Consider the following 16,294-nt stretch of genomic DNA (forward strand, 5'->3'; position numbering starts at 1 on the left):
CAGAGATCAAAGGGAACGCGGGCGTTTCCGCCCGGTTCGACAGGAAAAGAGCAGGAGACGGTTTGGCGTCAGGTGTGGATCGGCGCCGTATGGGTGTGGAAGGCCTTCAGGCGCCGGAACAGGGGCGTATCGTAGTTCTGCGGCGTTTCGATCTCGCCGGTGATCCAGCCCAGCAAATCCCGGTCGGTCACCTCGATCAGGCGCTCGAACTCGGCAAGATCGTCCTCGGAGAGTTCCCCGATCTCCGCATCGGCAAAGCGGCCCATGATCAGGTCCATCTCACGCATGCCCCGGTGCCAGGAGCGGTACAGGATTTGCCTGCGGCGAACGTCGAGGCCGGCGCTGCTGCGTGTCGTTCCGCTCATGAGAATGCTCCGATCCGATAAGTTGCCGTCGCCTCCGGCCTGCTTGGCCGCTATATAACCATCTCCCTTCCAGTTGCTACCCATTTGAATGTCATTGCGTCCTTCCATTCTCGATCCGCTCTTCGCCCCGGCCAACACATTGCCTGGGGTCGGCCCGAAGATCGCCCCCCTGCTCGACCGGTTGCTCGGCGAACCGGGGAAGCCTACCCGCGTCGCGGATCTTCTGTTTCACCTTCCGAGCAGCGGCATTTCGCGGGAAATGAAGGGTTCCGTCGCCGATGCCCCGGTTGGCGAACCTGTCACCATTTCTGTGAGCGTCGTCGCGCACCGCCCGCCCCCGCCCGGCCGCCGGGCGCCGTACCGGATCCTGGTGGAGGACGAGACCGGGGATGTGACGCTGATCTTCTTCAACGGCCAGAAGGCGCGACTTGAAAAGATCCTGCCGGTGGGCGAGCGCCGTTACATCTCCGGCAAGATCGAGCTATGGGATGGCCGGCGCCAGATGGTCCATCCGGACCGGATTCTCGACGACCGCGGGATCGAGAACTTGCCTGCGGTCGAGGCCGTGTACGGCCTGACCGAGGGGCTCTCCTCGCGCATGGTGAGCAAGTACATCGGCACGGCCCTCGAAAATATCCCTCAGCTGCCCGAATGGCAGGACCCCGCTTGGTTGGATCGCAACGCCCTGCCCGACTTCCGACAGGCGCTTTTTGCTCTCCACAGGCCTGACAATGCCGCTCAACTGTCGGAGGATGCGCTCGCCAAATCCGCTCCGCGCCGGCGCCTTGCCTATGACGAGCTGCTGGCCTCCCAACTGGCCCTGGCGCTCGTGCGAAGCCGCATGCGGCGGCTGCCGGGTCGGGTGAATGCTGGTGACGGGCATCTGGTCGAGCGCCTGAAGGCTGCCCTGCCCTTCGGCCTCACCAGATCGCAGCAAAAGGCCGTAGAGGACATTCGCCACGACCTCGTGTCCGACAAGAAGATGCTGCGCCTGCTCCAGGGCGATGTGGGCTCCGGGAAGACCGTGGTCGGCCTGCTTACCATGGCGAGCGCCATCGAGGCGGGACGTCAGGCCGCCATGATGGCGCCGACGGAAATCCTCGCCCGCCAGCATTACGAGCGGCTTGCGCCCATGGCGGAACAGGCCGGGCTGACCATCGCCCTCCTGACCGGGCGCGAGAAGGGCGTCGCACGCAGGACCATCCTCGCCGGACTTGCCGACGGCAGCGTTCAGATTGCGGTCGGCACCCATGCCCTGTTTCAGGAAGGCGTCGCGTTCCACGATCTCGGCGTGGCGGTCGTCGACGAGCAGCACCGTTTCGGCGTGCACCAGCGGCTTGCGCTCGGCTCCAAGGGTGAGGCCGTCGACATCCTCGTCATGACGGCGACCCCGATCCCACGCACCCTGGCCCTCACCTATTTCGGCGACATGGACGTATCGGTGCTCAGCGAAAAGCCCGCCGGCCGGAAGCCCATTGGAACCAAGCTCATCTCCATCGACCGGCTGGACGAGGTGATCGGCGGCATTGGGCGGGCCATCACCAATGGTGATCAGGTCTATTGGGTCTGCCCGCTCGTCGGCGAATCCGAATCCATCGACCTTGCGGCTGCCGAAGAGCGCTTCGAGATGTTGAAGGGCTTCTTCGGCGATCAGGTTGGCCTCGTTCATGGCAAAATGGCCGGCAAGGACAAGGATGCCGCCATGGAGCGGTTCTCCGGCGGCGAGACGAAGATCCTGGTCTCCACAACGGTGATCGAGGTCGGCGTCGACGTGCCGAATGCCACCATCATGGTCATCGAGCACGCGGAACGCTTCGGGCTCGCGCAATTGCACCAGCTGCGCGGGCGCATCGGACGCGGCTCAAAATCCTCCACGTGTCTTCTGATCTACAAGGGTCCGTTGGGTCAGGTCGCCCAGGCTCGGCTCGAGATGATGCGCCAGACCGAGGACGGCTTCCGCATTGCGGAAGAAGACCTGCGCCTGCGCGGCGAAGGTGAGGTGCTGGGCACCCGCCAATCGGGCACGCCCGGTTTCAAGATCGCCCGCCTCGAGGTGGATGGCGATCTCCTCGGAGCGGCCCGCGACGACGCACGCCTGATCGTGGACCGCGATCCCGACCTCGTGAGCGAGCGCGGGCAGGCCCTAAGGGTGCTGCTCTACCTGTTCGAGCGCGATTCCGCGATCCGGCTGCTGCGCGCTGGGTAGACTTGAAGGGTTGAAGGCTCTTCTCGTCCCGGCCATCTCGATTCTGTAAGGCGCTGCACTTTTCCGATCGGTATCACCGGCACAAGGCCGGTGATGACATGAGAGCTCCTATTCAACCGTCACGGATTTCGCGAGGTTGCGGGGCTGGTCCACGTCTTTGCCCATGAAAACGGCTGTATGATAGGCAAGCAACTGGATCGGGATCGCGTTGATGATCGGCGCCACGATGGGATGCACAGACGGCATCACGATGGTGGCCATGGTGTCGAGGCCTGCCTCCAGGGCACCCTTCTCGTCCGTGATCAAGATGATACGACCGCCACGGGCGGCCACTTCCTGCATGTTGGAGACGGTCTTTTCGAAGATATTGTCATGAGGTGCGATGACGATGACCGGCATCGTCTCGTCGATAAGCGCGATAGGTCCGTGCTTCAGTTCGCCCGCCGCATAACCTTCCGCGTGGATATAGGAGATTTCCTTGAGTTTGAGGGCGCCCTCCATCGCCAGCGGATAGGAGGTGCCACGCCCGAGATAAAGCACATCCTTGGCTTTGGAGAGTTCCCGGGAGAGAACCTCGATCTGATGCTCCCGCTTGATCGCTTCGGTCATCTGACCCGGCACAGCAATCAACGCATTCACCAGTTCCTTCTCGTCTTCCGCGCTCAGCGTTCCCCGTGCCCGGCCGGCCGCGATCGCAAGCGATAACAGCACGGTGAGCTGGCACGTAAAAGCCTTGGTCGAGGCCACGCCCACCTCGACGCCCGCAAGGGTCTGCGCAACCACGTTGCTCTCGCGCGCCATGGTCGAGGTCGGCACGTTCACTACAGAGAGGGTGTGCTGTTTCTCGGCAGTGGCGTAGCGAAGGGACGCCAGGGTGTCGGCCGTCTCCCCCGATTGCGAGACGAAGAGAGCCAAGCCGCCAGGCTCGAGAGGAGCCTCCCGATAGCGGAATTCGGACGCCACATCGATCTCGACGGGGATGCGCGCCAAGCGCTCGAACCAGTATTTCGAGATCAGGCCCGCCAAGTAGGCCGTGCCGCAGGCGGAGATCGAGATCCGGTTCAGATCCTTGAAGTCGAAGGGCAGTTCGAACGGCAGCTCAACGCGTTCGCCCGAGAAATTGACGTAGTGCGCGAGCGTGCGCCCCACCACTTCCGCCTGCTCGTGGATTTCCTTGGCCATGAAGTGGCGATAGTTGCCCTTGTCGGCCATGAAGGACCCAGCCGGGATCTTGTGGCGGACCCGCTGGACTGACTTTCCGCTCTCGTCACGGATGTCGGCGCCCTTGTGGCTCAGGATCGCCCAGTCGCCATCATCGAGATAGGCGACTTCATCCGTGAACGGGGCCAGCGCCAACGCATCGGAACCGAGGTACATCTCGCCCTGACCGTAACCGATGGCGAGAGGTGCGCCATGGCGCGCCCCGATCAGAAGATCCTCCTCGCCCGAAAAGAGGAACCCGAGCGCGAAAGCCCCACGCAGGCGCGGCAGGGTCACGGCTACGGCTTCAATGGGCCCGCGTCCCTGGCGGATTTCATAGGTGACAAGTTGGGCCACCACCTCGGTGTCGGTCTCCGTCTCGAAACGAATACCCTTGGCCTCGAGCCCGGTCTTCAGCTCGCGGAAATTCTCGATGATGCCGTTATGGACCACCGCCAGCTTGTCGGTGGCATGCGGGTGGGCGTTGGTCTCATTGGGTTTGCCGTGGGTCGCCCAACGGGTATGGCCGATTCCGATGACGCCTGTGAGCGGCGCCTGGGAGAGCTTGGTCTCAAGGTTGCGCAGCTTGCCCTCGGCGCGCCGGCGGTCCAGCCGCCCCTCCTCCAAGGTTGCCACGCCGGCGGAATCGTAACCCCGGTATTCCAGCCGCTTGAGCGCCTCCACGATCTGTGGCGCCACGGGCGTTTTCCCAATGATTCCAACAATTCCGCACATGATGAAGAGCTTCCTTTTGAAAACGCGACCAACGCTACGCTTGAGAACTCTCTTACAAAGTGAGGCTTCAAGGGCAGAATCAACTTGCGTAACTTATTGTGACAGACGCACTTATTTCCGTTTCGCCGCCTGGGCTTTTTCCCTAAACGAGATGGCCCAGCCTTCCTTGGTCGTCTGACGCCCGCGGCCAAGACCGAGGGAATCGTCCGGAATGCTGTCTGTAATGACGGAGCCGGAACCCACGAAGGCTCCTTTTCCAATGGTAACAGGAGCGACGAGAGACGAGTTGGAGCCGATGAAAGCCCCCTCGCCGATCTCGGTCCGGTACTTGCCGAAGCCATCGTAATTGCAGGTGATGGTGCCTGCCCCGATATTCGCCTCAGCGCCCACGCTCGCATCACCGAGATAAGTCAGGTGGCTGACCTTGGCGCCTGCTCCGAGGTCAGCGTTCTTGATCTCGACGAAGTTGCCGACCTTGGCCTTGGGGCCGATCACCGCGCCGGGACGCAGGCGAGCAAAGGGGCCGACGCCTGCGCCGGAAGCGATCCGCGCTCCTTCCAGATGGCTGAAGCTGTGGATGACGGCTCCATGCTCCACCACGACGCCCGGACCGAAGACCACGTGCGGCGCGACCACGACATCCTGCTCCAGCCGAGTATCGTGGCTGAAAAAGACCGTCTCCGGAGCGACCAACGTGACACCGGCCGCCATAGCAGCGCCGCGCAGGCGATCTTGGATCATGCGCTCGGCGGCCGCGAGCTGAGCCCGATCGTTGACCCCATGCACCTCCTCCTCCGGCACGACCGCGATGGCCGTCCTATGGCCGAGGCTTCGGGCAATTTCGACGATGTCGGTAAGATAGTACTCGCCCTTCGCGTTTTTGTTCTCCACCCGGTCGAGAAGGGGGAGTGCCAGATCGCCTCGGATCGCCATGAGCCCGCCATTGCACAGGGCAATGGCTCGTTCGGCTTCGGTGGCATCCCTGTGCTCGCGGATGGCCATGAGCTGGTTGCCGGATGTGATGAAGCGACCATAGCCGGTCGGATCCTTCGCCTCGAAGCCCATGGCGACCACACCCGCACCCTCTGCGAGAGGTGCCCTAAGCTTGGTGAAGGTCTCGGGCAGGATAAGCGGCGTATCGCCGAAGGCGATGATCACATCGTCGACGGGCTGCGCCAGCGACTCACGGGCACTCAAGACCGCATGGGCAGTCCCGAGCCGGTCCGTCTGAACGAAGATCCTGGCTTCCCCTGAGATCTTCTGAACCTCCTTGGCCACATCCTCCCGGTCAGGTCCGATGACGACAGCGATCCTTGTGGCACCCGCCTGGGCAAGGGTCGCCAGAACGTGCCCCAGCATGGAGCGGTTGGCGACCTGATGCAGAACCTTGGGCTTCGCGGACTTCATCCGGGTGCCCTCGCCTGCTGCGAGCACGATAGCCAGGCAGTTCCGAGACGAGGGTTGGGAGGTGGGTGACGAGGTCATACAGTTTCAATCCGGTGAGGCACTGCCGTGCAGCTAAATCAGAAGGGGTAAATCGGCAATCGTTTCATGAGCAATCAGGCAGTTTGCCCAACGGCTGCGTTTACTTCGTGCTCACGATTGACGATATGTATAAAGCATTCCACTTGTCTGGCTGAAGAGCCTTCGTACACGCAAGAGTATTACTGTGCCGGTTCCGCCAAGGGGTCCATCCCCCTTTTATCCTCGCCGGCGCGACATGCTGGCTTACCTCGGCGCCTCGGTCGCCGGGCTTGCATACGCGCCGACCCTCAAGGCGCAGACTCCCCAGGAGACGATTTCCACCAGGATGGGAGAGAATCAGCGGTTCGATCCTGCGGTGGTTGTTGATATCGCACGTCAGCTCGCCAAGAAGCCGTTCGCCGCTCCTCCGAACGACCTGCCGGACGTCTTCGCCAACCTGAATCCGGAGCAGTATGCCGCGATCCGCTACACGCAGCCGCCAACCTGGGGTTCGGAGGCCCGTGGGATCGCCGTCGAGCCGTTGCATCGTGGGTTCGTGTTCCGGGACGCGGTTGATCTCTTCATCGTCGAGGATGGGGCGGTTCGCCGGATCGGCTACAATCCGTCCCAGTTCGATTTCGGCCGGATCAACCTGCCCAACAATCTCACGGATATCCGCTATTCCGGTTTCAAGTTGATCGCCCAGGTCGGCAACGGCAAGCCATTCGATTTCGCCGTGGTGCAAGGTGGCACTTTCTTCCGCGCCCTCGCCCGAGGGCAGAGCTTCGGCGCAATCGCGCGGGCGCTGACGCTACGTCCGGCGGAAGCTCGTGGCGAAGAATTCCCGGCCTTCCGGGCTTTCTGGCTGGAGCGCCCGGCTGTGGGCAGCAACAGCATCACAGTTCACGGGGTCCTCGATTCGGAATCGACCACCGGTGCGGTCCGCATGACCTTCCGCCCCGGCGACATGACCATCGTTGACGTCGAGACGACCCTGTTCCCGCGCGTCAATCTGGAGCACGTGGGCCTGGGCGGGCTTGCATCGACCTACCTCTACGGACCGAACGACTTGCTCAATTCTGACGATATCCGGCCCGCTGTGTATGAATCTTCAGGCCTTCAGATGTTAAACGGCTCCGGGGAATGGCTCTGGCGCCCGCTTCACAACCCCGAGACGCTCCAGATATCTGCCTTCGTGGACAACTCTCCTCGCGGCTTCGGTCTGCTTCAGCGGGAGCGATCCTTCGAGGCTTTCCAGGATGATGACCAGCGTTTTGAGCGGCGGCCGAGTGTCTGGATCGAGCCCCTCGGGGATTGGGCTCAGGGCAGTGTGCAACTCCTCGAGATCCCGACCGATGCGGAGATCAACGACAACATTCTCACCTATTGGCGTCCGAAAGCCCCTATGGCAGCAGGATCCGAGGTGGCGCTTGCCTACCGGCAATACTGGGGCTGGAACTCGCCCGAACGTCCGCCGCTCGCTACGGTGACGCAGACCCGCTCGGGCCGGGGAAGCGGGGGGCGGCGGCGGCGCTTCACGGTCGATTTCGCAGGTGACGCATTCGGCGACACTTTACCGGCGGACCTAAAATCCGTCTTAACCGTTGGCCCTGGAACGTTCCAGAACCTCAAACTTTTGCCATATCCTGAGAGAAAGACGGTACGTGTCGCATTCGAGCTTGACCCGGGCAACGAAAACGCGTGTGAGATGCGCCTGATCCTTGAGGCAGGCGGGAAACCGATTAGCGAGACATGGCTGTATCGTTGGACACCGTAAGTCACGACTCAAACCCGAACGTTGCTGCTCTCGAGCGGCCTGCAGCCGCTATGCCTCCTGAAAAACACGTCGACATGCCGACCCAGTCGCTCCGGCGGTGGTCGTCTTCGGAGGAGCGCAGGCCTGTTCTGCAGCATCCGAAGCTGGGAACGTGGCTCGCGCGCCTTTTCGTGTTCGGCGGTGGCCTCCTCCTCACGGCCTATGGCACGTGGGAGATGTATCAGGTCGTGTCGGTTAGCCGTACCACAGCGCTCCAGTGGGTGCTCGTCGGCCTGTTCACCGTCAACTTTTCGTGGATCGCCGTTGCGTTCACCAGCGCGCTCCTGGGCTTTCTCGCCCTGCTCCGCCGCCCGGGACATCGCGGCCCCCTGCCCTCGACGCTCCAGCATAAGACCGCGATCGTCATGCCGGTCTATAACGAGCAGACCGACCGCACCTTCGCGGCCCTGGAAGCGATCTATGAATCCGTTCAGGCGACCGGTCTCGGGGGCAGTTTCGATTATTTCATTCTTTCCGACACCACCCACCCGGATGCCTGGGTTGCCGAGGAACGCGCGTTCCTCGCCCTGAGGGAGCGTCTCGGACCCGGCGCGCGGTTCTATTATCGTCATCGCCAGAAAAACCATCACCGCAAGGCCGGCAACATCGCCGATTTCGTCTCCCGCTGGGGGGGGCATTACGAGCACATGCTGGTGCTCGACGCCGACAGTCTCATGACCGGCGAGTGCATCGTGCGTCTGGCGGCTGCCATGGAGGCCGATCCGGATGCCGGCATCATTCAGTCGCTGCCGCTGATCATCAACCGGAACACCCTTTTCGCGCGGCTTCAGCAATATGCCGCCCGGGTGACCGGGCCGGTTATCGCCATGGGCCTTGCAGTCTGGATGGGACGCGACGGCAATTACTGGGGTCACAACGCAATCATCCGCACCAAGGCTTTCGCCGCCCATGGCGGATTGCCGGACCTCAAAGGTAAACCACCCTTCGGCGGCCACATCCTCAGCCATGACTTTGTTGAGGCGGCTCTCCTGCGCCGTGCCGGCTGGTCCGTCTACATGCTCGCGGACCTCCAAGGATCCTATGAGGAAAGCCCGCCCTCTCTCATCGACCTGTCAGCCCGCGACCGGCGCTGGTGCCAGGGCAATCTGCAGCACATGCGAGTCATCGGAGCCAAAGGCCTGAAGCTGCCCACGCGCCAGCACTTCGCCACCGGCATTATGTCTTATCTGGCCTCGCCTTTCTGGCTGTTCCAACTGATCGTCGGTATCGCGCTGGTCCTGCAGACCACCTATATCCGGCCGGAATATTTCGCCCGTGATTTCCGCCTGTACCCGATCTGGCCCCGGTTCGACCCCGAGCGAGCCCTCACACTGTTCGCGGTGACCATGGGGATCCTGCTCGCGCCGAAGCTCTTCGGCCTGATCCTGATGCTCATCCGCGGCAGCGACCGGCGCGCATCCGGCGGCGGCATTCGGCTGATCATCTCCTCGACGCTGGAAATTATCCTGTCGGCCCTCCTGGCCCCGATCCTGATGCTCATCCAGTCGGGTTCGGTATTCCAGATCCTGCTCGGGCGGGACACGGGCTGGCAGCCGCAGCGTCGCGACGACGGCTCCATTCCGTTCAAGGACATCGTCCGCCGCCATCGGGCCCACACGGTGCTTGGAGCGCTCGCCGGTCTCTCCGCGTTCATGATCGCCACGTCCCTCTTCCTCTGGATGTCCCCGACGATCATCGGTTTGCTGCTGGCGATCCCTCTCTCCTGGCTCAGCGGCCAGTTGGGAGCAGGTCTTGCCCTTAAACGGCTCGGGCTCCTCATGACCCCTGAGGAGCATCAGCCTCCGGCCATCGCAACCCGCGCCAACGAGCTCCAGGCCCGCAACGTGTCCTTCGGTTTTGACGACGCCGACAGCCTCAAGGCCATCTATGAGGATCCGGCTTTGCGGGAGCGCCATATCGAGATGCTTCCATCTGCGCTGCCTCGGAAGCGCGGGATCATCGAAACGGAACGCGCTCTAGCGGAGGCGAAGCTCGTCGATGCCGAAACCATCGACGATGCGGTGAGCTGGCTCCACAACAAGGAGCGCATGGTCGTTCTCCACGACCGTGCACTCATCGATATGCTGGTGCAACTGAAGCCCAAATCAGCAGAGGCACAGGCAGCCGAGTGAACGGGAGCCGGTGCCTCTCAGGCTCCTGTTTCCATTGACGTGAGACCAGCCGTCCTTTCCGCATCTCCAGCGACCTCGCTCAAGACCCAGTCGCGGAAGGCCTCGATTTTGTGGGAGCGACGCCGGGCTTTCGGGTAGACGAGCCAGTACCCGCGTTCAGAAGTGGCGAGCAGGTCGAAGGGCTGAACGAGGCGACCGGCCGCGAGATCCACTCGAAAGAAATAGGGGTTGATCAGGGCAAAACCCTGCCCTGCCATGGCGGCCATGCCCTCGAATTGCTGAGCCCCAAGGTTGTTGTCGGGGCGTTGCGAGGGATCGAAGTCGCGCACCCCTGCCGCGGCAAACCAATCCTGCCACCACGGATCACCGGGTGAGATGATCGGGAACCTCAGGACATCGGATGGCTCTTTGAGTGTGACACCCTGGATCAGCTCAGGGCTACAGACCGGCGTGAACAGGTTCGGAAACAGGAGATGCGCCTCCAGTCCTGGCCAGTTCCCGTTCCCGCTCCGGATCCCCAGGTCGAAGTCGCTCTGACCGAAATCAACCACCTGCCCTGAGATATTGATCTGAACCGCAATGTTCGGATGAAGCTGCTGAAAGCGGCCCAGCCGAGGAACGAGCCAATTGGCCGCGAAGGTGGTGAGTGTCGAGATCGAGAGAACGGTCTGAGCCGTGGCTTCAATGCCGGCAAAGGCCGTGCGCAAGGCTTCAAAGGCCTCTGTTACGGCAGGAGCGAGTTGCTTCCCCTTGGCCGTCAGGGTGACCTGCCGCGGCAAGCGGGTGAACAAAGGGGCGCCGATCCGGTCCTCGAGGATCTTGATCTGGTAGCTCACGGCAGCCTGGGTCATGCCCAGTTCCACCGCAGCACGGGTGAAGCTCTGGTGCCGCGCCGCCGCCTCAAAGACTCTGACGGCACTCATGGGAGGTAGTTTAGACGGCATCTTGGGCATGGATCATCCATAAGGCTGCCTTATGCCAGCCCATTGGCATTTGCTTTGTCAAGCTCCTGCGACAGGAGCACCTTATGGATGCTTGATCGAGGGCGCTGAGGCCCTCTGACGAAACAATCGGTAGGCTATCATGAGGTACGAAGAGACTCGCCGCCTGCGCGGTATCGAGAGCGCTTGGCTGCGCCTGAAACTCTGGCTCCGCCCGCATTATCTCAGGACAAATACGGTCATCTCCGATCTGAGCCACCTGTCCGATTATGAGCGGCGCGACATCGGTCTGCCTGATCCTGTCCGCTACATGGATTGGCGAACCCTGAAGGATCAGAAGCAATAAGCCGTCAGGATGTCAGGCGGCTCGGCTTGAGCTCTCCGCTCTGTTCCAGAAGGGAATGCCCTGTGGAGGCGATGTGAGCCTCGATACGCTTGAGATCTCGCACGATATCGAGCTGGATCGCGCTGGTATCCCCTGCTGTCCTGCCGGACCGGAGCTGGTCGAGGTGCTTCTGAGCCACCGCACGCTCAAGATCCCGGAACCGCTCCTTCTCGGAGACGAGCCGACGAGCCGAGCCGATATCCTGGAACATGAGAACGGAGGCCGCCAGCTGAAGGTGCTCCAGCAGCTTGGCATGCATGCTGGTGATGTCCTCCAGACTGTCCTTCGGCAGTCGCATGTGGTTCTTGATGCGCTTGGCGGCCAATTCCATCAGGTTCTTGTCGATGATGTCGCCGATATGCTCCAGGTTGATGGCGAAGGCGAGGATATCCGAGAGGCGCTTTGCCTCCGCTTCGCTCAAGGCCTCATGGTTGATGGAGCTCAGATAGCGCCGGATGGCGCTGAACAGCCGGTCCAGTACGTCGTCCGTGCGGCTGACCTGATCGACACGGCTGATATCGTCCTCCCGGAAGAGATCCTGCGAGCTGCGCAGCATCGCTTCGACCGTGTCGACCATCCGCAGAACCTCGCGGGCTGCGTTGGACAACGCGACCGAAGGCGTGTCCAGTGCATCCTTGTCCAGATATTGAGGCACTCCCGGATCAGAGGCTTGTAGCTTTTCCGGGAACAGCCTGACGAGCAGCTTTGCGATCCAGGGCAGCGGCAGGATGAAGAGGACCGCCAGCGCTACATTGAAGATCGTGTGGAAGTTCGCCGCGAGGCGCGACGGATTCGGGTCGATGAGCGCCATCGCCGTCAGAATTGGATCGATCAGAGGCAGCGCCACGGCACAGCCGATGACCCGGGTGGCCAAGTTGCCGACCGGTACTCGGATCTTGGCGGGGTCGCCCCCCATAGCTTCGAGGAATGGGTTGAATGCGCTGCCGAGATTGGCGCCGAGAACCATGACAAGGGCAGCAGATGGTCCAATCACGCCAGCTGCCGCCAGGGACATGATCAGCAGCATGGCAGCCACACTGGAATGGGCAATCCAGGCAAAGATCGCCGACAAAAGCACCAGGATCAATGGATCGGACGCAATGGAAGCGAGAAGCTCCTTCAGGACGGCTGAATTCTCGATCAGGTGGATCGTCTCGCTCAGCAGGTGGAGCGACAGCAGCATCAGTCCGAGACCAATGGCGACGCGCCCGAGGTCCTTCGTCCGGCTGGTCTTTCCACGCCGGAAGGCCATGAAGCCTCCGAAGATAAGCACCGGAAAGATCAGGGATACGTCAAAGGAAAGTACCTGCACGATCAGTGTCGTGCCCACATTGGCACCCAGCATCACAGCAAGCGCCGGAACAATGTCCACCGCTCCTCCGGCTGTGAAGGACGACACCATCAGCGCTGTGGCGGTACTGCTCTGAAGAACGGTCGTGACGCCAACGCCTGCCAGAAAAGCCTGAAGGCGGGTTCTCAGCGCCATCCCGAGAATCCAGCGCAGATCACTGCCGAAAGCGCGCTGCACCCCGCTGTTGACCATGGTGATGCCCCAGAGAAGCAGAGCAATCTCACCGAACAGGTGGATCAAGACGGACGTTGCAGACATTCAGCCCTCAAAAGCCGGAAAGGATGGCACAATCGATCTGCTTATCCGCCAAGAGCCAGGACGGCAATAAGGTTGCCGGCTAATAATGGTTTTCCCACCGTAGGAAAGCCAAGAAATTGCCGTGGAAGAGACGAATTGGCAGGGATTTTGGCCGAGAGTGAACTCTAATCCCATTTATCTAATCGGTTCAAAGATTTGACCCTGGCTACCCTCCCAGGGACAACCGAATGTAGATGCGGAACAATTTGGCTACTCCCAACGCATTCCACAATCCCCGAAATGACGTCTGCTCTTTTCCACAATTAGCCGGTACGCATGATTATCGACACGGCCAAGTCTTGAGGGTCGCATTCTTGATGGACAGTATCTCTCTGGTGAGCGTGCGAGGGTGTGAGATGGGTTTGGATGATCCATTTCCGATCGAAAAGTGCTCCGGGCGCGTCCGGGGAGCCATTCTGGCCGAATTCCAGGGCCGCTGCCCTACGATCCGTGAAGTAGCCAGCATCTCCGATTCCCAGTGGCTGACCGTGCCTAATATCGGCCCTACGACCCTGGAGGAGTTGCGCAGCATGACGCAGCAGCCTCTCAACGGGGAAGAAACCGCCTCTGCCTCCCAAATGCCGGACAACGAACTCCTGTCACGCTTAAACCGCCTGCAGAGGGAGTTGAACACCTTGATCGGGGAGATCAGGGCAAGATTGAATGCCTCTTCCTCAAGGAGACATCCACACCGATAAACCTCTACTTTCCGCAACAAACTTGCAACACAACCGGGAAAGATTGGCATCTATATTCTTGAAATAAGCTTATGCTCCGATCCCGGTCTCCTATAAATTCCCACTCAGAAACCTAAGCAGCAATTGACTTTACGTCATAGAAGGCGTTGATAGGTCCCAAAATAGGAGTGGCTCGCTCTGACCTCACTGCGTCGGCTCACTCTCGTCTAGGGGCAAGCTGCATGTCTGGCGTGGTTCGGGCGATCGAGTTCATCATCAACAAGGATGAGCGGATCGGTAACACCGGTTCCGTCTATGAAATCGGAACTCCCGCGGTTCAGTTTCTCATTGAACAATTGTCGGACGGCACCCTGCGGTTGACTGCGACCATCGTCGATAACGACGGCGATGGGGATAAGGATACTGCCGATCTGCGCGGTATTTTCTTTCATCTTGCAGGCATCGAGAACAATCTCAAGGACGAGAACTGGCTGAAGGATCTCTCGGTCACTGGGGCGCCCGGTTCCGACTCGCTGATCAATGGGCGCATATTTGACGCCGATGGCGTCGACGCCGTGCCAGGTGACGGCAACAGCGACAACATGAACGGCCGCCCCCTCACCCCCTATGATGTGGGAATTGGAATTGGAACGTCGGGTATCGGGCGCGATGATATCAAGACAGTCTCCCTTATTCTGGATCATGCCACTGACACCCTGACCCTTGAGCACTTGGCGCTACAGGGCTTTGGCGCGCGTCTCACGAGCGTCGGAGCGGACGGGACCAAGCGCAATGACAGCCTCAAGCTATGGGGTTTGGCGCCCGCAGCTCCAATGATTGCGCCAACCGGCTCTCTTTCAGGGCAGGTCTGGCTCGATCTCGACCAGGATGGCATTCAGGATGATGGCCAGGAAACCGGCCTGCCCGGCATTGAGGTCAGGCTCATTGATGCTAACGGCACGATTCTGTCGACCGTAACCACGGACGACAAGGGCGAGTATCGGTTCAGTAATCTATCTTTCGGCACCTACGACGTTCAGTTCGGCAAGGGTCCGGAGGGAGCCTACCGTTTCACCCTGTCGGATGCCGGCACTGACGACACCCGAGACAGCGACGCCGATGCGAGTACCGGCCGCACAGGTTCCTACACGATCGATGAAACCACGAGGCATGTCACGGCCGTCGATGCCGGGCTGTCCAAGGTTGAAAGCCAACCTCCCGTCGTTACTCCTCCACAGGAGATCGGAAATGACGATCTCATCGAAGCCGGCGACCATGACGACTTCATCCATGGCGGCAGCGGCAACGACGAGATGCAGGGTGAAGGCGGCAACGACACGATCTACGGCGGCACGGATCGTGGCGAGATTGCCCGCAACCCGGGCAATGGAAAGCTGAACAAGGTTCTCATCGGCGACAACCTCTACGGCAATGACGGTCAGGATACCTATCGGTACGCCAAGGGTGACGGCGTCGACATGATCTGGGACTTTAGGCCCGGCGACGATGTCATCGAGCTTTCAGGCTATGCGCTCAAGGACATTAAGGCGACATGGGTCGGCAAGGTTGCGAACTGGATCGATACGCCGAAGCACAACAAGCTCGCTCTGGTCTTCAGCGACGGCGGCGCAATCGTCTTCAACGACTACTCGGGGCTAGACAGCAGCACTGCCACGGCCCTCAAACTCGGTGACGGCGCTGTCGTCAAGTTCGCGGATCTGGTCGCAATGGCGGGCCGCAAGCCGGTTGATATCGAAGTCAACGATGATCGGCAGGTTGCTCCTCGCAACTACGAATGGCGGGATCTCGGCAAGGGTCAGAACGGCTATGGCGGCAACGACCGCGACAAGCTGATTGGCGCAGGCGGTGACGACAATCTTTACGGAAACGAGGGTGTCAACGGCCTGAACGGCAAAGAGGGCAACGACCAACTCTATGGCGGCAACAGCCGTGATGTGATGATCGGCGGGAATGGCGACGATATCGGCTACGGCAATGGTGGCGACGACCTGATCGTCGGCGGAGCTGGGTCCGACAGGCTCTATGGCACAGGCGGCGTGGACTACATCTTCGGCGACGAGATGCCTGAAGATTTCGTTCTGCCATCCGCATTCGCCAGTGATCTCGCTTGGCTGCATGAAGAGAAGACACTCGTCACTTCTTCCAGCATGACGCTCGCGAGCGACGCCCTCAACATCACCGCTGCTGGCAAAGCTGCCCTCAGCCTCACCGGCAACAAATTGAACAACGTGATGATCGGCAACGCCGGCAAGAACGCGATCACGGCCGCCGAGGGCGACGACATGGTCTTCGGTGGCTATGGTAACGACACGTTGTCCGGAGGCACCGGCAGGGACAAGTTCGTCTTCGACCAGAAGCTGGGAACGTCTACGACCGACAGGAAGGTAAACTTCGATACGATCACCGACTTCAAGGTGAAAGACGACAAGTTCTACCTCGACAATGCCGTGTTCAAGAAGCTTGGCAAGGGATCGCTGGATAAGCCATCTCAGCTGAACAAGAATTTCTTCACGGTCGGGACGCAGGCCAAGGACAAGAACGACTATCTGATCTACAACAAGCAGACCGGCGTCCTCTCCTATGATGCGGACGGCTCGGGCACAAAGGTCAAGGCCATCGAGTTCGCCAAGATCGATGCTGGCATCAATCTGAAATACAGCCACATCTACTTGATCTGAAGCACCGACAGATTCATTGAAGCTGT

General features: G+C 60.9%; 10 protein-coding genes. 5 read left to right on the top strand and 5 right to left on the bottom strand.

Annotated features, from left to right (window positions below):
* Positions 1-68: 68 nt before the first annotated feature.
* Entirely contained in the window at positions 69-365 is a 297-nt protein-coding gene (locus tag FHR70_RS11540; RefSeq protein WP_183450305.1) for an FAD assembly factor SdhE, read from the bottom strand.
* An 88-nt stretch (positions 366-453) separates the two neighbouring features.
* On the opposite strand from FHR70_RS11540, the gene recG reads away from it, so the two are divergent.
* The gene (recG, locus tag FHR70_RS11545) at positions 454-2,571 is read left to right on the top strand and encodes an ATP-dependent DNA helicase RecG (RefSeq protein ID WP_183450307.1); all 2,118 of its coding nucleotides are present in this window, start codon (positions 454-456) and stop codon (positions 2,569-2,571) included.
* A 108-nt stretch (positions 2,572-2,679) separates the two neighbouring features.
* Here the strand turns inward: recG and glmS are convergent, their stop codons facing one another.
* Both glmS and glmU read right to left on the bottom strand, forming a co-directional pair.
* Complete coding sequence (glmS, locus tag FHR70_RS11550; RefSeq protein ID WP_183450309.1) at positions 2,680-4,506, bottom strand: glutamine--fructose-6-phosphate transaminase (isomerizing); 1,827 nt, start codon at positions 4,504-4,506, stop codon at positions 2,680-2,682.
* A gap of 111 nt (positions 4,507-4,617) precedes the next feature.
* Positions 4,618-5,991, bottom strand: a complete 1,374-nt coding sequence (glmU, locus tag FHR70_RS11555) for a bifunctional UDP-N-acetylglucosamine diphosphorylase/glucosamine-1-phosphate N-acetyltransferase GlmU (protein WP_183450311.1) — start codon at positions 5,989-5,991, stop codon at positions 4,618-4,620.
* Between the two features lie 235 nt (positions 5,992-6,226).
* Here glmU and FHR70_RS11560 point away from each other — a divergent pair, with 235 nt between their 5' ends.
* Positions 6,227-7,747, top strand: coding sequence for an OpgD/OpgG family glucan biosynthesis protein (locus FHR70_RS11560; protein ID WP_246408108.1), 1,521 nt, complete (start codon positions 6,227-6,229; stop codon positions 7,745-7,747).
* Positions 7,723-9,918 (top strand): glucans biosynthesis glucosyltransferase MdoH, encoded by a 2,196-nt coding sequence (gene mdoH, locus FHR70_RS11565; RefSeq protein WP_183450313.1) that lies wholly within the window; start codon positions 7,723-7,725, stop codon positions 9,916-9,918. Before FHR70_RS11560 ends, mdoH begins: the two co-directional genes overlap by 25 nt.
* A gap of 17 nt (positions 9,919-9,935) precedes the next feature.
* Here mdoH and gcvA read toward each other — a convergent pair whose 3' ends face one another.
* A complete protein-coding gene (gcvA, locus tag FHR70_RS11570; protein ID WP_425487868.1) occupies positions 9,936-10,862 on the bottom strand; it encodes a transcriptional regulator GcvA in 927 nt (308 codons plus the stop codon).
* Positions 10,863-11,001: 139 nt separating this feature from the next.
* Here gcvA and FHR70_RS11575 point away from each other — a divergent pair, with 139 nt between their 5' ends.
* Positions 11,002-11,205, top strand: coding sequence for a hypothetical protein (locus FHR70_RS11575; RefSeq protein WP_183450317.1), 204 nt, complete (start codon positions 11,002-11,004; stop codon positions 11,203-11,205).
* A gap of 4 nt (positions 11,206-11,209) precedes the next feature.
* Here the strand turns inward: FHR70_RS11575 and FHR70_RS11580 are convergent, their stop codons facing one another.
* Entirely contained in the window at positions 11,210-12,853 is a 1,644-nt protein-coding gene (locus FHR70_RS11580; protein ID WP_183450319.1) for a Na/Pi cotransporter family protein, read from the bottom strand.
* Positions 12,854-13,811: 958 nt separating this feature from the next.
* Between FHR70_RS11580 and FHR70_RS11585 the strand changes: the two genes are divergently transcribed.
* On the top strand, positions 13,812-16,268 hold the full coding sequence (locus FHR70_RS11585; protein ID WP_183450321.1) for an SdrD B-like domain-containing protein: 2,457 nt from the start codon (positions 13,812-13,814) through the stop codon (positions 16,266-16,268).
* Positions 16,269-16,294: the final 26 nt, after the last annotated feature.

This window comes from Microvirga lupini (genome assembly GCF_014191055.1).
Taxonomy (GTDB): Bacteria; Pseudomonadota; Alphaproteobacteria; order Rhizobiales; family Beijerinckiaceae; genus Microvirga; species Microvirga lupini_A.